Source organism: Salinicola sp. CR57, assembly GCF_003206585.1.
GTDB lineage: Bacteria > Pseudomonadota > Gammaproteobacteria > Pseudomonadales > Halomonadaceae > Salinicola > Salinicola lusitanus.
Genome location: NZ_PZJL01000017.1, coordinates 1 through 16439 on the forward strand (window position 1 = coordinate 1; position 16439 = coordinate 16439).

Genomic DNA, 16439 nt, shown 5'->3' on the forward strand with positions numbered 1-16439 from the left:
GGGTGCGGCGTCCTCGTTTATGGCCACAGGAATGACCCTATGGCGAGCGTCGGCGCTCAACGCGCGGGCCGGCTACTCGCCACGTTCGAGCCGGTCGATGAGCTCGTCGAGTTCGGTTTCATCCATGTGCGGTTCGCCCGGAATGCGGTGAGAACCATCCGCCCAGGCACCCAGATCGATCAGCTTGCAGCGCTTGGAGCAGAATGGCCGGTAGGCGTTGTCGGTCGTCCAGGCAACCGGTTGCTGGCACTGGGGGCAGGGGACGGTCAGCCCCTTGCCGGCGACGTTGTCGTTGCTTGGATCGTTGGATCGAGTCATGGGGGAGATATCGTGTCGGTGGCTAACGTGTCGAAGGCCTGGGCGCCGGAGCACCATCATTCCGCTGGAGCGTGCAACTGACGGTACTTGGCATCCAGCCGAGCGACCTGATCGAGCAAATGTCGTCGAGTACTGCCATTGTCGATGACGTCGTCGGCCGCTGCAAGGCGGCGCTCCCGGGAGCTTTGGGCGGACAGGATGGACTCCACCTGACGCCGGTCGACGCCATCCCGTGCCAAGGTGCGCTCGATCTGAATCTCCCTGGGAACGTCCACGACCAGAATCCGGTCGACCAGTTCATGCTGGCTCGATTCGATCAGTAGCGGCGACACCAGCAGGCAGTAGGGCGCGCCGGCAGCGCGCAGCCGCGCCAGGTGGGTCAGCAGCCGTTGACGGATGCGCGGGTGAGTCTCCCCCTCCAGCCAGCGGCGTTCGGCTGCATCGTCGAAGATCCGGCTGCGCAGCGCGCGGCGATCGAGGGTGCCATTCGGCTGGAGGATGGTGTCGCCGTAGCGTTCGACGATGGCCGCCAGCGCGGGCTCGCCAGGCATCACGACCTCACGGGCAACGTGATCGGCGTCTATCCAGCCGATGCCGAGGGCGCCGAAGGCGTCGGCGACGGCACTCTTGCCGGAGCCGATTCCGCCGGTGAGCCCCACCACCATGGTTTCGTGAATGGTCTCCTGCGCGTTGACCGTCATGGTCACCCCCAGCTTCCCAGCAACAGGTTGCGGTAGGCCGCCAGCAGCGGTTCGCCCACCAGCAGCACGATCCACCCGGCGAGCGCGATATAGGGACCGAAGGGCATTGCCTGGTTCCGCTCTTGTCGCTGAGTGGCGATCAATGTCACGCCGGCGACCGCGCCGACTCCGGCCGAGAGCAGCAGCAGCAGCGGCAGGCTTTGCCAGCCGAGCCAGGCACCGAGGGCGGCCATCAGCTTGAAGTCGCCATAACCCATGCCCTCCTTGCCGGTGATCAGCTTGAATAGCCAATAGACCGACCACAGCGAGAGATAGCCGGCGATGGCGCCCAGTACGGCGCTCTCCAGCATCCATGGCGCGAACAGCCATTGATAGAGCAGGCCAGCCCAGAGCAGCGGCAGGGTCAGGACATCCGGCAGCAGCTGGGTTCGCCAGTCGATGACAGCCCCAGCCAACAGCGTCAGGCAGGCGCCGACCAGCCACAGGCTCTGCCAACTGACCCCGTGTATCCCGATGGCCGTCACCGCCAGCATCGCCGAGGCCAGCTCGATCAGTGGATACTGCACGCTGATCGATGTGCCGCATGCCGCGCAACGGCCCCGGCGCTTGAGCCAGCCGATCAGCGGCAGATTGTCGTGCCAGGCAATGAAGTGCCCACAGCCGGGACAGTGCGATCTTGGCGTCGCCAGATTGTAGCGCGGGCTGGCCTCCGCGGGTTGCTCCAGTGCCGCCAGCGCTTCCGCGCGCCAGCGCCGCATCAGCATGACCGGCAGGCGCACGATGACCACGTTCAGGAAGCTGCCCAGCACCGCGCCGAACACGAACGCCAATGGCCAGGTAAACAGCGGGGGAAGATCGGACAACGGAGACTCCACAAATGTCGGCTAAAGGGTCAGCGCTCAGGGTAACGTAACCATTCGCTGACCGCTTTGGTCATGAGGATTCGTTTGATGGATTACGTGGTCGTCAATGAGGATCGCGAGCGCGCTTTCAACAACGGCTGGTCGAGCGCAGCCCGTTCGTACCTAAATGGCTGAGCCCATCTGGAAAATGGGCAAATACATCGACACGACCAGCCCTCCCACCATCGTCCCCAATACCACCAGGATGAAGGGCTCCAGCAGCGAGGTCAGCGCGTCGACCTGGTTGTCGACCTCTTCCTCGTAGAACTCCGCCACCTTGTCGAGCATGGTGTCCAACTCGCCGGCTTCCTCGCCGATGCTCACCATCTGGACCGCCATAATGGGGAAAATTCGGGTGCGACGCATGGCGAAGTTGAGCTGCTGCCCTGTGCCCACGTCTTCGCGGATACTGGCGATGGCGCGCTGGTGAACGCGGTTCCCGGTGGCCCCGGCGGCGGTCTCCAGCGCTTCCACCAGCGGAATGCCGGCATTGAACGTGGTGGCCAGGGTCCGCGAGAAGCGGGCGATCGATCCCTTGTCGACGATGTTGCCGAGCACCGGCAGCTTGAGCACCAGTTGATGGGCGCGATAGGCGAAGGCGGGGGAACGCTTCATGGCCTGGCGCAGGCCGAGAAAGATCGCTGTTGCGGTGAGAATGGCCTGCCACCAGTAAGCCTGGGTCAGTTGGGACAGGTGTACGGTGAATTGGGTGAATGCCGGGAGCTCGGCGCCGAAGCCCTGGAACAGGCTCTCGAACTGCGGCACGACCTTCACCAGCAGCAGCGCGGTGACGCCGATGCCGACCAGGACCACCGCGGTCGGGTAGTAGAGCGCCTTCTTGACCCGGCCCTTGAGCGTCTCGATCTTCTCGCGATAACTGGCCACGCGCTCGAGCATCTTGTCCAGGGAACCCGACTGCTCGCCGGCGGCGACCATGTTGACGAACATGCGATCGAAGCGGGAGGGATGCTTGGCCAGGGCCTCCGAGAAACTTGAACCGGCGCTGATATCGTTGGCCAGCGTCTCCACCAGGTTGCGCATCGCGGGATTCTTGAGCGTCTCGGCGACAACCTTGCAGCCCTGGAGCAGCGGCACGCCGGCCCGGATCATGGTCGCCAATTGACGAGAAAAAAGCGTGATGTCGCGCGCCTTGATTCGCCCCAATCCGAACATTCCCGTCTTGCGGGTGATGCGCTTGACGATGATCCTCTGGCGCGTCAGCTCCTTGCGGACCTCGTCGATATCGGAGGCAATGAGTTCACCGGCTACGGTCTCCCCGCGCAGGTTCTTGCCGCGCCACTTCCAGCGGTGCATCACCACCCGCCGCGGCGCCTTGGGGGCTTTCACTGCCTTGGCTGACTTGAGGGTCGTCGCCATGATCGCTTCCTGTCTGGTAAGTCGGGCGTCAGTCGGTGCCTTTAGTCCGTCGTTACGCGGTTGATCTCCTCGAGGCTGGTCAGGCCCTGGAGAACCTTGTCGAGTCCGCTCTGGCGCAGTCCCGCATGACCGGCATCCCGTGCCGCGCGGGCCAGTTCGAGGGCATGGCTGTCCGCCATGATCATCTGGCTCATCGCCTCGCTGACCGGCACGACCTCGTAGAGACCGATCCGACCCTTGTAGCCCAGCGTGCAGTGGTCGCACCCCACCGCGCGGTAGAGGGTGGCGCCTGCCAGCCGCTCGACTGGGACGCCTTCCCGGTGCAGCACTTCGGCGGGGATCTCCGCCGGCGTCTTGCAGCGCGGGCATAGCCGTCGCGCCAGGCGCTGGGCAATGATCAGCGATACCGAACTGGCGATATTGAAGCTGGCGACGCCCATGTTGCGCAGGCGGGTCAGCGTCTCGGCGGCCGAGTTGGTGTGCAGGGTCGAGAGCACCAAGTGGCCGGTCTGGGCCGCCTTGACCGCGATCTCGGCGGTCTCCAAGTCGCGAATCTCGCCGACCATCACCACGTCCGGGTCCTGGCGCAGGAAGGCGCGAAGGGCGCTGGCGAAGTCGAGACCGATACGCGGCTGCACGTTGACCTGGTTGACGCCGGGAACCTTGAGCTCCACCGGGTCTTCCGCGGTCGAGATATTGCGCTCCTCGGTATTGAGCAGATTGATACCGGTGTAGAGCGTCACCGTCTTACCGCTACCGGTGGGGCCGGTGACCAGGATCATGCCCTGGGGCTCAGCCAGCGCGGCCTCGAACAGCCGACGCTGATCGGGAGCGAAGCCCAGCGCGTCGATGCCGAAGCTGGCGGTCTCGGCATCCAGCAGACGCAGCACGATCTTCTCGCCGAAAACGGTGGGCAGCGTATTGACGCGGAAGTCCATGGCACGCTTGGCATCTAGCCGGATCTTCATCGCGCCGTCCTGGGGCAGGCGGCGTTCGGAGATATCCAGGCGTGCCATCACCTTGAGCCTCGCAGCCAGGCGGGTGCGCAGGTTGAGCGGCGGGCGCGCGATCTCGACCAGCATGCCATCGACTCGAAAGCGGATCCGATAGCTGGACTCGTAGGGTTCGAAGTGAATGTCGGATGCGCCGCGATGGATGGCGTCGCGCAGGATCTTGTTGACGAAACGGACCACCGGCTCATCGTCGTCGCCGCCCTTGTCGAAGGCGGCGGCCTCGTTTTCCAGATCCGCTTCGCTGGTATCCAGTGTCAAAGCCTCGCTGGCTTCCCCAAGCGCCTCCAGCATTCCGGAGGTCTCATGGTTCTGATAGCGCTTGGCCAACGCCCGTTCCAACTGATCGAACGGCACCAGCACGCCCTCGATCGCCAGCCCGGTGGTGAACTGCAGCTCATCCAGGCTGGCCAAGGTGGAGGGAAACGCGATCGCCACGGTCAGCCGCCGGTGGTCGCGGGCCAGCGGCAGCACCTGGAAGCGACGAATGACCTTGTCGGCCACCGGTTCGATGGCCGGGAGCTGATCCCAGTCGATCTGCTTCAGGTCCAGGAACGGCAAGCCGTACTCGCGAGCCGCCAGCACGCTGGCCTGGCGGGCGTCGATCCGGCCTTCCCTCACCAGGAACTCCAGCAGCGTCAATTGCCTCTCGTCGGCCTCGCGGAACGCCTGCTCGCAAGCCTCGGCGCTGATCAACCCCTGCTCGATGAAGCGCTGGGCGAGCCCGCTTTGCGCGCGGGAGGGTATGGCGTCCGGCATGAAAAGGCACCCCTTGGATGACGATGTGAGCAGCGGAATCGACCGCTCAAGGAGGGAGGTTGAGCGAGCGACGACGACCGGCGACGCAGGGCCATGACGAGGAAAATCATGGCCGGGATGACCGTGCTATCGGCTTGAAGCCATTTTTCTTTAAGTATCCTTCGCGATCTGCCGATAAGCCGATTGAAGTGTCACTAAGAGTAACTTTGCGTGTCGTCGTGTGTGTGGCGGCTGACAGCCGCGAGCGACCATGACGGGTCGGGGGCTGGAGACCGACGAGTGCGCGGTACGCAAGGCAAGGGGACGTCCGGTGGGCGACGCTGATGGCGCCAATCCTACCGGCTCAACATTGGCAAGAGCAGGGAACCATGATGCAGCAGAACCCGAAAACACCAATTCGCCGGCAGGGCGGCTTCACCCTGATCGAACTCATGATCGTCGTCGCGATCATCGGCATCCTCGCCGCCATCGCGATCCCGCAGTATCAGAACTATATTGCTCGTTCTCAATTCGCTGAATCACACACTTTATTGGGTGGTGCACGTGTAGCGCTGCAGGAGAAAGTTGATCAAGGTGCTACCACAGCGATTCCTGATAATCTCGGTATCAACACTCAGGGCCAGTATGGTGCAATTATTTCAACTGATACGAATGCAATAAGTACTGGCCCGGTAGCAACTTTGACTTATCAGTTTGGTGAAGGAACCGGTGTTGAGGCTAGTCCTTCATTGACAGCAGCTGGGGCAAATCAGGTAACTTATACTTACGAAGACGGGACCAATGGTTGGGGTTGGTCATGCTCCACTACGGTACCTCAGGCATTTGCTTCAAATTGCAGTGAAGCTACCCCTGCCGGTGGCGGCGCCGACACACCTTAAACTAATTAAAGGCCGGCATCCGCCGGCCTTTCTTTTCTTACTTCTTCCAGCTTAAAACTTATCGCTTCAGTAAAGCGCCTTCTCCTCCCCCACGACCTCCCGCAATACCTCCAGAAACAGCCGGTCCGCCTCCGAGTGCTCGCTCGGGTCTTCCGGAATGTGCACGCTGGTGGTGTCCGAAATCTCGTTGGCGATGGTCGCCCAGGCTTTGGGATCATTGCTGCCATCAGAGTGACGCTTGGCGATGGTCAGCGAGTTCTCGAGGATGCCGGGCTCCTGCAGCAGCTTCTTGATGAAGGCGCGCAACTCCTGGATGACGCGGTTTTTCTGCATTTCCGAGGCGGAACTCATGGACGACTCTCCTGTGGTGGGCGGCGCGGGCGGTGTCGGGGTCGGCGTATCGCCAAGCCTCCGTGCCCAGGCGTTCTGATGGCGCCACCATAGCATATCTCGCCGCATCGCCAGAGGCTGCGGGGCTTGCTGCAGGGAGGGGCAGTAGTCACGCTGGTCGGGCGCTCTTCACCGGCGGCGTTTCTTCACGCCGCGATGCGGGCGGAACAGAGCCGTGCCGACAATGAGAAAAGCGGGCAAGGCCGTGTCTTGCGCCGCGTGATGGCCTATCATCGCTGCGATTTATTCGCCGCGACGGGGGAGTCCCCTGCGGGCGGAGGGATCGGACTCGAGTGGACGGAACCGGGAGGAAGTCTTGCGAGACGCCAAGCCGATTTTCAAGATTCTGGCGCTGCTGTTGATCGTTTTGGCGCTGTTCATGGTGCCGCCGGTGATCCTGCTGGGGCTGGAGAACGATCCCGATCTATGGGCATTTCTCAAGTCGATGGCGGTCGTCGCGGTGGTCTCGGGTTCGCTGCTGGCATGGACGTGGCGGACGGCGGTCGAGTTGAAGACGCGTCACATGTTCATCCTGACCACCTCGAGCTGGGCGGTGATCAGCGCCTTCGCCAGTCTGCCACTGGTGCTGGGGGCACCGCAGCTGTCGTTCACCGACGCGGTTTTCGAGTCGGTCTCCGCCATTACCACCACCGGCTCCACCGTGCTCTCCGGCATCGATAACCTCTCCGACGGTCTCAAGCTGTGGCGCGGATTGATGCAGTGGCTGGGCGGGATCGGGATCATCGTGATGGCGATCGCGATTCTGCCGTTCCTGAAGGTCGGCGGTATGCGCCTGTTCCAGACCGAGTCGTCCGACTGGTCGGACAAGGTGCTGCCCCGGGCCGGCGGCATCGCCAAGGCATCCACGGTCATCTATCTCGGCCTCACGCTGGCGGCGATCCTGAGCTATCGGCTGGCGGGCATGGGCACGCTGGATGCCATCGTCCATGCCATGAGTTCGGTCTCCACCGGTGGCTTCGCCAACTACGACGCCTCGTTCGGCATCTATCACGATCGACCGCTGATTCTGTGGCTGGGCTGTCTGTTCATGCTGGGCGGGGCATTGCCGTTCGTGCTCTATATCCGGCTGCTGCGCGACAGTCGCGGTGCGCTGTGGCAGGACCAGCAGGTGCGGGGGCTCGTCGGGCTGCTGTTCGTGGTGATCGCAACGCTGACACTCTACCGGGTCCTGGCCTTCTCGGATGCGCCTTTTCAGGCGCTGACGGATGTCGCCTTCAACGTGATCTCGGTGGTGACGACCACCGGCTACGCCAGCGCCGACTACACCCAGTGGGGACCGCTGGCCGTCACTACGTTCTTCTTCATCACCTTCGTCGGCGGTTGCAGCGGCTCGACCAGCGGCGGCATGAAGATCTTCCGGTTCCAGATTGGGGGATTGCTGCTCGCCAACCAGTTGCGCTATCTGGTGCATCCCAGTGGCGTGTTCGCCCAGCGCTATAACGGCCGGCCGCTCAACGACGAGGTGGTGCGGGCGGTCATTGCCTTCTCGTTCTTCTTCTTTCTCACCGTGGCGGTGCTGGCGCTGGCACTGGCCGCGTTGGGGCTCGACATGGTGACCGCGATTACCGGCGCGGCCACCGCCCTGGCTAACGTCGGGCCGGGACTGGGGAACACCATTGGCCCCGCCGGCAACTTTGCCTCGCTGCCGGACGCCGCCAAATGGTTGCTGTCCCTTGGCATGCTGATGGGGCGCCTCGAGATCCTCACCGTGCTGGTGCTGATGACGCCCTTCTTCTGGCGCAAGTAGCGGTGGGTCGGGGTGTCACCGGCTGCCTTGGTCGGTCGAGGCGAGACGACCGCGTTCATGGCAGTGGCTGGCAGCAGCGATACCGGTCGGGCAAAGGCAGCCGAGCGGCGCCCGTCAGGAGGCAGTGCGGTCGCGAGAGAGCGTCGCCCATGAGCCCGCTTGGGGTCCAGACGCCGCCCTCGGCAGAGGGGAGCCATTAGAGAAGGGGGGTCCCGGCCGAGGCCGGGACGAGGTGATCCTGGCGCCGGCGTCTCAGGCGTCGTGGCGCTGGGCCTTGCCGGCTCGATTCAGGATCGGATTGGCGTACTGCAACAGCCACCAGCGCCGCAGCGGCTCGGGGACGGCTGCGAGCTGGTTGCGGAACTGCTCGCGATCGCCGGGCGTCACGCCGGTCAAATCCACCAGTTCCGGGGCTGCCCCGGTCTCCGCCAGGGCGAGCTGGTGGCTGGGGAAGGTCGGATAGTTCTCCAGCACCTGACGGTCGATCTCGTCGGCTACCTCGTCGGCGGTGCCAAAGTCGGCCGCTAGCGGCGTCCCGAACACCAGCTTGACCCGGCCCTTGTTGCCGGTAATGCCGGAGACGATGGAGAAGATGTCCTCGAACTCCACCTTCCGGTAGGTGCCGTCGGTCTCCTTGGCCTGCAACTCGCGAGCCTTGTTGATCGCGCAGGGGTCGTACTCGTAGCTGATCGACACGGGGACGATCTTGAGTTCGCGTACCGCGTTGCCGATATCGCTATCGCCTTCATCCAGGCGGCGTGCCATGCAGAGCATCTTGACGATGGCGCTATCGGTTCGATCGACGCCGTCCTTGGCCCGCCCTTCGCGCTGGGCCAGCCACACCGAGTGATTGTCGTCGGTGATCGAGTGGCGAATGTAGCCCGAGAGCGACTGGTAGGCCGCCAGCATCGCCCGTTTGCCCTTGATCGAGCGCGGCACGATGAAGCTCTTGTTGAGCCGCATCAGGTCGGTGACGAAGGGTTTCTGCAGCAGGTTGTCGCCGATGGCGATGCGCACGGTGTCGTGGCCCGCGAGGTAGAGCGCGTAGTTGACGAAGGCCGGATCGAGGGCGATGTCCCGGTGGTTGCCGATGAACAGGTAGGCCTGATCCGGATCCAGCCGCTCCAGGCCCTCGACATCGAAGCCCTGGGTCGTGCGACTGATCATGTGGGCCATGTAGTCGGCGATGCGCAACTGGAAGTCACGCACGGTGGTCACGCCACGCATCTCGCGCTGCAGCCGGAAGCTGGCGAGCATGCGCGCCAGCGGCGGGGCGAAGCGTGCCAGCCGCGGCAAGCGGTAGCGGGTGATCGCGTCCAGTAGCTCGCTGTCGTGGGCGAGGCGGGCCAGCACGGCCTCGACCTCTTCGTCGTGATAGGGACGAATGTCGGCGAACCGGTCGAGATCGATCGCCGCCTCGGCACTGTGTGGATTCACGATCATGCCGCTACTGCCGGGGTCGGTGTTCTTGAGGGTATCGGGATGAAGCGTCATGGCGTCGGTGCTGCCGGATCGGCTTCGCCGCCCAGCCATTCGATCAGTTGGTCGACGAAAGTCGCCAGCGTCTGCGACATCAGCGCGAAGTCGGTTTCCAGGGAGACGATCGGGTCTTCACCGTCGTCACTCTGGCTGGCTTCGTCCAGCAGGGCATCGTCGAACTTGAGAGACTTGAGCGCCAGATCGTCGTGCAACATGGCACGAAGCTGACCCTCGCTGCCGAGGCTGAGCTGGCTGGCCTGTCGTCCGTTCTCCAGCAACGACTGGATCTCCTCGCTGTCGAGGTCGACCTGGCGCGCGCGCAGGACGCCTTCGTCTTCGGCCGCGCGCAGCTCCACCTGGTCGCCGAGCATCAGGCTGGCGGGGCGGCTGGCGGGATCGCTCAACCACTGGGTCATGCCGCGAGACGGCGGCGTCTTCGTTGCCAATGGCGTCACCTTCAACGAGCCGAGCGTCTGGCGCAGCAGGTCCAGCACCTCCTCGGCGCGCTTGCGGCTGGAAGCGTTGATGCCGATCAGGCGCTTGCGGGTGTCCCACCACAATTCGATGCGCTGGGTACGGGTGAATGCCTGGGGCAGCAGCTCCTCCATCACCTGTTCCTTGAGCAACTGTCGCTCACGACGCGATAGCGGCTGGCCTTCGGCCTGCTCGCGCGCCTCGCTGCGTTCGGTGACCTCATCATTGACCACAGCCGCTGGCAGCAGGCGCTCCTGGCGCAGCATCGACAGCAGTCGATGTCCCTGAACCTCGTGGGCGCGCTGATCGCTGCGACGGCCCGCTGGTGCACTCCAGCCAACCCGGCGCGCCTCGCGCGGCGAGACGGGGCGAAACGCGAATTCTGCCAGTGCGGTTTCCAGATCCTCCAGGGAGAGAACCTCGACGTCATGGCAGCGATACAGATGACAGTGCTTGAACCACATGCGCCCGCTCCGTTTGAAAGGAGGCATATTATGTCGAAACGACCCTGGTGTTACCACCGAGGTTGATCGTTGATGTTTGCGCGACTGTTTCAAACGGGCGTATGTTTTGGGCTGCGAGCGACAGACGATCGGCAACTGAACGGACGTAGGTGCCGCCTTGCCGCCGCGGCGTCTACAACCGTCATCACGGAGGTTTGCATGGATTCACGTATCACGGTAACTGAGGTTCGCGTCCGGGGCTTTCATCTCGACGGCTACGGTCACGTCAATCATGCCCGCTATCTCGAGTTTCTCGAAGAGGGGCGCTGGGCCTACGTCGATGCCCATCCCGAATTCGCCGACGGGTTGGCCCGGGGCGTGGCGCTGGTCGCGGTCAATCTCAATATCGACTACCGCCGCGCCGCCGTCATGAACGACGACCTCAAGGTCGAGACCTGCCTGACTCGCATCGGTGGGCGCAGCGGCGTCGTCGGGCATCGGATAACGCACCTCGGCAGCGGTGAGCTGGTGGCGGCCGCCACGCTGACATTCGTGCTGCTCGACCAGCAGAGCGGCCAGGTGGTCCCGATGGAGGGAGCGTGGGCAGAGCGATTGGGACCGTTGGTGGTCGATGTACCCGAAGGGAAGTAGAAAAGCCGGTCAAAGCACGTCAACGCCTGCCTTTAAAGCCCCTGAAATGGTATGATCTCGTGATTGTGCGGCCAAGTGACTTGGCCGCCTTGCCGGGGCTTTATTAACGCTGCCACGGCCGGACGCCGGTCGTGGCAGCGGTGCAAAGGATTTGACGACCCATGGGTGATATCGCCAGAGAAATTCTGCCAGTCAACATCGAGGATGAGCTCAAGCAGTCCTACCTGGACTATGCGATGAGCGTCATTATCGGGCGCGCGCTTCCCGACGTCCGCGATGGCTTGAAGCCGGTCCACCGTCGCGTGCTCTACGCGATGCACGAACTCGGCAATGACTGGAACAAGCCATACAAGAAGTCGGCGCGTGTGGTCGGCGACGTGATCGGTAAATATCACCCCCACGGCGACAGTGCGGTCTACGACACCATCGTGCGAATGGCGCAGCACTTCTCGATGCGCCATGTGCTGGTCGACGGCCAGGGCAACTTCGGCTCCATCGATGGCGACAACGCCGCGGCGATGCGTTACACCGAAGTGCGCATGTCGCGCCTCTCCCACGAGCTGCTGGCGGATCTCGAGAAGGACACCGTCGATTGGGTCGACAACTACGACGGCACCGAACGGATTCCCGAAGTGCTGCCGACCAAGGTGCCGAACCTGCTGATCAACGGTGCATCGGGTATCGCGGTCGGCATGGCGACGAACATCCCGCCGCACAACATGGTGGAAGTGATCAACGGCTGCCTGGCCCTGATCGACGACTACACCCTGACGGTCGACGACCTGATGGAGTACATCCCCGGCCCCGATTTCCCCACCGCCGGCATCATCAACGGCCGTGCCGGCATTCTCGAGGCGTATCGCACCGGCCGCGGCCGCATCTACGTGCGGGCCAAGCATACCGTCGAGTTCGACAAGAAGAGCGGTCGCGACCATATCGTCATCACCGAGCTGCCTTACCAGGTCAACAAGGCGCGGCTGATCGAGAAGATCGCCGAGCTGGTCAAGGAGAAGCGGGTCGAGGGCATCGCCGAGCTGCGTGACGAGTCCGACAAGGAAGGGTTGCGCGTGGTCATCGAGATCAAGCGTGGCGAATCGGGCGATGTCGTCGTCAACAACCTGTTCGCGCACACCCAGCTCGAGAACGTTTTCGGGATCAACATCGTTGCGCTGGACGACGGTCAGCCCAAGACGCTCAACCTCAAGCAACTGCTCGAGGCCTTCGTCCGTCACCGGCGCGAGGTCGTTACTCGTCGCACGCTGTACGAACTCCGCAAGGCCCGCGAACGTGGCCATCTGCTCGAAGGCCTGACGGTCGCGATCTCCAACATCGATGAAGTGATCGAGCTGATCAAGGCGTCGCCCAATGCCGCCGAAGCCAAGGACAAGCTGCTCGCTCGCGACTGGCAGCCGGGCCAGGTTACCGGCATGCTCGAGCGTGCCGGGGCGACCTCGTGCAAGCCGGAGGATCTCGAGGAGGGCTACGGGCTGTCCGACGACAGCGCCATGTACCGGCTGTCTCCGGCCCAGGCCCAGGCGATCCTCGAGTTGCGTCTGCATCGTCTGACCGGGCTCGAGACCGAGAAGCTGCTCGACGAATACCTGAGCATTCTCGAGAAGATCGCTGAGCTCAACCATATTCTGGCCTCGCCGGATCGCCTGCTCGAGGTCATCCGCGAAGAGCTGGAAGCGATCCGCGACCAGTACGGCAACGAGCGCAAGACGGAGATTCACACCAGTCGTCTCGACCTCTCCATGGAGGATCTGATCGCCGAGGAGGACATGGTGGTCACGCTCTCCCGTGGCGGCTATGCCAAGACCCAGCCGATTACCGACTACCAGGCGCAGAAGCGGGGCGGGCGCGGCAAGTCGGCGACCAGCATGAAAGATGAAGACGTCATCGAGCATCTGGTGGTCGCCTCGACCCACGACACCATGCTGCTGTTCTCCAACCGCGGCAAGGTCTACTGGCTCAAGACCTACGAAATGCCCAACGCCAGCCGCGGCTCGCGAGGCAAGCCGCTGGTCAACCTGCTGCCGTTGGATGCCGGCGAGTCGATCAACGCCATTCTGCCGGTGCGGGACTACAACCCTGACAGCTACATCTTCTTCGCCACCGCCAGTGGCACGGTCAAGCGAACCTCGCTGGATCAGTTCTCGCGGCCGCGCAGCGTGGGGCTGATCGCCATCGATATCGACGAGGGCGATCGCCTCGTCGGCGCCGCGATCACCTCCGGGTCGGATCACGTCATGCTGCTGTCGTCCAACGGCAAGGCGATCCGCTTCGAGGAGAGCAATGTCCGCGCCATGGGGCGTACCGCGCGCGGCGTTCGCGGCATGCGTCTGCTCGATGGCGCCGAGGTGATCAGTCTGATCATCCCTCAGAGCCAGACCATCGATGCCAACGCGGATGCCGAAGCCGACAATCAGGCCGATGCCGAGAACGACGGCAGCAATGGCAACGACGAGCAGATCTACATTCTGACCGCATCGGAGAACGGCTACGGCAAGCGCACCCGGCTCGAGGAGTTCCCGATTCGTGGGCGCGGCGGCCAGGGCGTGATCGCGATGCAGACCACGGCGCGCAACGGCTCGCTGGTGGCGGCGATGCAGGTGCGCTCGAGCGACGAGATGATGCTGATCACCGATCGCGGCACGCTGGTCCGTACCCGGGTCGCCGAAGTCTCGATCAGTTCGCGCAACACCCAGGGCGTGACGCTGATCCGCACGGGTGACGACGAGCGCCTGGTCAAGACGGTGCGTGTCGACGAACCCCAAGAGGACGAACTGGCCGAGGATGAGCTGGCTGAAGCGGGCGGCGACGACAACGGCAACGTCGATTCCGACGCCGAGTCGAATGTTGACGGCAAGGCCGATGACGCTCCCGGCGACCAAGCGGGCGACGCCAGGTCGGAAGACGAGTGAGCAAGGACCGCGCCGGCCTACCGGGCCGGCGCGGTCGACAGCAACGTTCTCCGCGGTGGTCGTTCGTCGATGATGGCCGTTCAGGGCAGTCACCGTGGTTGGCAATGATTCAGATCCAGGAACCCAGGCAATGAGACGTCTGCATAATTTCTGTGCGGGTCCGGCGGCGATGCCGACCGCCGTTTTGGAGCGCGCTCGCGAGGAGATGCTCGACTACCGAGGGCAGGGTCTCTCGGTGATGGAGATGAGCCACCGCAGCCCGACGTTCGAGGCGATCGCGGCCCAGGCCGAGCGGGATCTGCGCGACCTGCTGGCGATTCCCGACAACTACCGCGTGCTGTTCATGCAGGGTGGCGCCACCCTGCAGTTTGCCTGCGTGCCGCTCAACCTGCTGGGGCCGGGCGGCACCCCGAACTACCTGGATACCGGGATCTGGTCCGCCAAGGCGATCAAGGAGGCGAATCATCTCGCCAGCGCACACATTGCGGGCTCGACGCAGGGTAATGGCTACGTCCATGTGCCGCGCCCGGACGAGATCGCGCTGTCGGCCGATGCCGCCTACCTGCATTACTGCCACAACGAGACCATCGGTGGCCTGGCCTACGATTACGTGCCTGAGGTGGACGTGCCGCTGGTCTGCGACATGTCATCGTCGATCCTCTCCGCGCCGCTTGACGTGAGCCGGTATGGCGTCATCTACGCCGGGGCCCAGAAGAACATCGGACCCGCCGGGATCACCGTCGTCATCGTCCGCGATGATCTGCTGGAGCGCGCCCTGCCGCAGACGCCTTCGCTGCTGGGCTGGAAGGTGTATGCCGACAACGACTCCATGATCAACACGCCACCGACCTATGCCTGGTATCTGGCTGGCCTGGTGTTTCAGTGGCTCAAGCAGGACGTTGGCGGTCTAGCCGAGATGGAGGCGATCAACCGGCGCAAGTGCGAGTCGCTCTACGCGGCGATCGACGCCAGCGATTTCTACGCCAATCCCATCGATCCGACCAACCGCTCGATCATGAACGTGCCATTCACCCTGGCCGACGAATCGCTGAATTCGACGTTCCTCGAGGAGGCGGAGTCGGAAGGGCTGCTGAATCTCAAGGGGCATCGCAGCGTCGGCGGCATGCGGGCCAGCCTCTACAATGCCGTCAGCGAGGCCGACGTTCAGGCGCTGATCACTTTCATGCGGGATTTCGAGCGCCGCCGTGGTTGATCAGCGGAGCTTCACCCAACGACATCACCCTACAGTCATCAGGATACGGTCATGAGTGACTCCTCGAATTCGCCGCTGGACCTGGCTGCGCTCCGGCAGCGCATCGACACCATCGACAGCGAATTGATGCGCCTGATCAGCGAGCGTGCCGAGTGCGCCGCCCAGGTGGCTCACGTCAAGACCGCGGACGACCCCGATGCCGTCTTCTATCGCCCGGAGCGCGAGGCGCAGGTGCTACGCCGGGTGATGGAGGAGAATCCCGGGCCGCTTCACCGCGAGGAGATGGCCAGACTTTTTCGCGAGATCATGTCCGCCTGTCTGGCGCTGGAAAAGCCGATCAAGGTCGCCTACCTGGGGCCGGAAGGCACCTTCACCCAGCAGGCGGCGCTCAAGCATTTCGGCCACAGCGCCATCAGCTTGCCGATGGCGGCCATCGACGAAGTGTTCCGTGAAGTCGAGGCGGGCGCGGTCAACTACGGCGTGGTGCCGGTGGAGAATTCCACCGAGGGTGTCGTCAACAACACCCTGGATTCGTTCATGGACTCCGGCCTGCACATCAGCGGGGAGGTGGTGCTGCGGATCCACCACCATCTGCTGATGTCGAGCATCACGCGGCAGGACAAGATATCCCGGATCTACTCCCATCCCCAGTCCTTTGCCCAGTGTCGCAAGTGGCTGGATGCCCACTACCCCCACGCCGAGCGCGTTGCGGTATCCTCCAACGCCGAGGCGGCGCGACTGGTCAAGACCGAGTGGCACAGCGCGGCGATCGCCGGCGATATGGCGGCACAGCTCTACGGGCTCGACCATGTCGCGGAGAAGATCGAGGACCGTCCCGACAACTCCACGCGATTCCTGATCATCGGCAACGAGTCGGTGCCGCCTTCGGGCACCGACAAGACCTCGGTGGTGGTCGCCATGCGCAACGAGCCCGGCGCGTTGCACGCACTGCTCGAGCCGTTTCATCGCCATCATGTCGACATGACCCGCCTCGAGACGCGCCCGTCGCGCACTGGCGCATGGAACTACGTGTTCTTCATCGACTTCAAGGGGCATGTCGACCAGCCCGAGATCGCGAGTGTGCTCGAAGAGGTGCGCAGCGGCGCACAGGACATGAAGGTGCTGGGTTCCTACCCGGTGGGCGTGCTTTAA

The 16439-nt window shown here is 63.7% G+C and carries 14 protein-coding genes; 6 read left to right on the forward strand and 8 right to left on the reverse strand.

The features are described from left to right. Positions 1 to 72: 72 nt before the first annotated feature. From yacG to pilB, 5 genes are all read right to left on the reverse strand, one after another. Positions 73 to 318, reverse strand: coding sequence for a DNA gyrase inhibitor YacG (yacG, locus tag DOM56_RS19190; protein ID WP_110602871.1), 246 nt, complete (start codon positions 316 to 318; stop codon positions 73 to 75). A gap of 56 nt (positions 319 to 374) precedes the next feature. Beyond that, complete coding sequence (coaE, locus tag DOM56_RS19195; RefSeq protein ID WP_110710606.1) at positions 375 to 983, reverse strand: dephospho-CoA kinase; 609 nt, start codon at positions 981 to 983, stop codon at positions 375 to 377. 38 nt (positions 984 to 1021) lie between these two features. Further along, complete coding sequence (locus DOM56_RS19200; RefSeq protein ID WP_232822368.1) at positions 1022 to 1882, reverse strand: A24 family peptidase; 861 nt, start codon at positions 1880 to 1882, stop codon at positions 1022 to 1024. 162 nt (positions 1883 to 2044) lie between these two features. Continuing rightward, positions 2045 to 3298 carry a type II secretion system F family protein gene (locus DOM56_RS19205; protein WP_110710560.1) on the reverse strand — a complete coding sequence of 418 codons (1254 nt, stop codon included), beginning with the start codon at positions 3296 to 3298 and terminating at the stop codon, positions 2045 to 2047. Between the two features lie 41 nt (positions 3299 to 3339). Continuing rightward, on the reverse strand, positions 3340 to 5067 hold the full coding sequence (pilB, locus tag DOM56_RS19210) for a type IV-A pilus assembly ATPase PilB (protein WP_110710561.1): 1728 nt from the start codon (positions 5065 to 5067) through the stop codon (positions 3340 to 3342). Between the two features lie 368 nt (positions 5068 to 5435). Between pilB and DOM56_RS19215 the strand changes: the two genes are divergently transcribed. Then, positions 5436 to 5945, forward strand: a complete 510-nt coding sequence (locus DOM56_RS19215) for a prepilin-type N-terminal cleavage/methylation domain-containing protein (protein WP_198655846.1) — start codon at positions 5436 to 5438, stop codon at positions 5943 to 5945. Between the two features lie 66 nt (positions 5946 to 6011). Here DOM56_RS19215 and DOM56_RS19220 read toward each other — a convergent pair whose 3' ends face one another. Continuing rightward, a complete protein-coding gene (locus tag DOM56_RS19220) occupies positions 6012 to 6296 on the reverse strand; it encodes a hypothetical protein (protein ID WP_110710562.1) in 285 nt (94 codons plus the stop codon). Between the two features lie 355 nt (positions 6297 to 6651). Between DOM56_RS19220 and DOM56_RS19225 the strand changes: the two genes are divergently transcribed. Continuing rightward, positions 6652 to 8103: a TrkH family potassium uptake protein gene (locus DOM56_RS19225; protein WP_232822369.1), complete on the forward strand. Its 1452-nt coding sequence runs from the start codon at positions 6652 to 6654 to the stop codon at positions 8101 to 8103. Positions 8104 to 8355: 252 nt separating this feature from the next. On the opposite strand, the gene DOM56_RS19230 is transcribed toward DOM56_RS19225, so the two are convergent. Together DOM56_RS19230 and DOM56_RS19235 are read right to left on the reverse strand one after the other, a co-directional pair. After that, positions 8356 to 9546, reverse strand: coding sequence for a 1-acyl-sn-glycerol-3-phosphate acyltransferase (locus DOM56_RS19230; protein WP_110710610.1), 1191 nt, complete (start codon positions 9544 to 9546; stop codon positions 8356 to 8358). 47 nt (positions 9547 to 9593) lie between these two features. Beyond that, positions 9594 to 10520, reverse strand: coding sequence for a recombination-associated protein RdgC (locus tag DOM56_RS19235; protein ID WP_110710563.1), 927 nt, complete (start codon positions 10518 to 10520; stop codon positions 9594 to 9596). 198 nt (positions 10521 to 10718) lie between these two features. Between DOM56_RS19235 and DOM56_RS19240 the strand changes: the two genes are divergently transcribed. The 4 genes from DOM56_RS19240 to pheA all read left to right on the forward strand — a co-directional run bounded on the left by DOM56_RS19240 (position 10719) and on the right by pheA (position 16439). Then, positions 10719 to 11150 (forward strand): thioesterase family protein, encoded by a 432-nt coding sequence (locus DOM56_RS19240; protein ID WP_110602860.1) that lies wholly within the window; start codon positions 10719 to 10721, stop codon positions 11148 to 11150. A gap of 161 nt (positions 11151 to 11311) precedes the next feature. Then, positions 11312 to 14074: a DNA gyrase subunit A gene (gene gyrA, locus DOM56_RS19245; protein WP_110710564.1), complete on the forward strand. Its 2763-nt coding sequence runs from the start codon at positions 11312 to 11314 to the stop codon at positions 14072 to 14074. Positions 14075 to 14204: 130 nt separating this feature from the next. Next, complete coding sequence (serC, locus tag DOM56_RS19250; RefSeq protein ID WP_110710565.1) at positions 14205 to 15287, forward strand: 3-phosphoserine/phosphohydroxythreonine transaminase; 1083 nt, start codon at positions 14205 to 14207, stop codon at positions 15285 to 15287. A gap of 51 nt (positions 15288 to 15338) precedes the next feature. After that, positions 15339 to 16439: a prephenate dehydratase gene (pheA, locus tag DOM56_RS19255; protein ID WP_110710566.1), complete on the forward strand. Its 1101-nt coding sequence runs from the start codon at positions 15339 to 15341 to the stop codon at positions 16437 to 16439.

Bases quoted from the DNA above. Each gene is read 5' to 3' on its own strand.
- coaE (WP_110710606.1), bottom strand. From the start codon at position 983: ATGGTGGTGGGGCTCACCGGCGGAATCGGCTCCGGCAAGAGTGCCGTC.
- DOM56_RS19215 (WP_198655846.1), top strand. From the start codon at position 5,436: ATGATGCAGCAGAACCCGAAAACACCAATTCGCCGGCAGGGCGGCTTC.
- pheA (WP_110710566.1), top strand. From the start codon at position 15,339: ATGAGTGACTCCTCGAATTCGCCGCTGGACCTGGCTGCGCTCCGGCAG.
- DOM56_RS19220 (WP_110710562.1), bottom strand. From the start codon at position 6,296: ATGAGTTCCGCCTCGGAAATGCAGAAAAACCGCGTCATCCAGGAGTTG.
- DOM56_RS19235 (WP_110710563.1), bottom strand. From the start codon at position 10,520: ATGTGGTTCAAGCACTGTCATCTGTATCGCTGCCATGACGTCGAGGTT.
- pilB (WP_110710561.1), bottom strand. From the start codon at position 5,067: ATGCCGGACGCCATACCCTCCCGCGCGCAAAGCGGGCTCGCCCAGCGC.
- yacG (WP_110602871.1), bottom strand. From the start codon at position 318: ATGACTCGATCCAACGATCCAAGCAACGACAACGTCGCCGGCAAGGGG.
- DOM56_RS19230 (WP_110710610.1), bottom strand. From the start codon at position 9,546: ATGATCGTGAATCCACACAGTGCCGAGGCGGCGATCGATCTCGACCGG.
- gyrA (WP_110710564.1), top strand. From the start codon at position 11,312: ATGGGTGATATCGCCAGAGAAATTCTGCCAGTCAACATCGAGGATGAG.
- serC (WP_110710565.1), top strand. From the start codon at position 14,205: ATGAGACGTCTGCATAATTTCTGTGCGGGTCCGGCGGCGATGCCGACC.
- DOM56_RS19205 (WP_110710560.1), bottom strand. From the start codon at position 3,298: ATGGCGACGACCCTCAAGTCAGCCAAGGCAGTGAAAGCCCCCAAGGCG.
- DOM56_RS19240 (WP_110602860.1), top strand. From the start codon at position 10,719: ATGGATTCACGTATCACGGTAACTGAGGTTCGCGTCCGGGGCTTTCAT.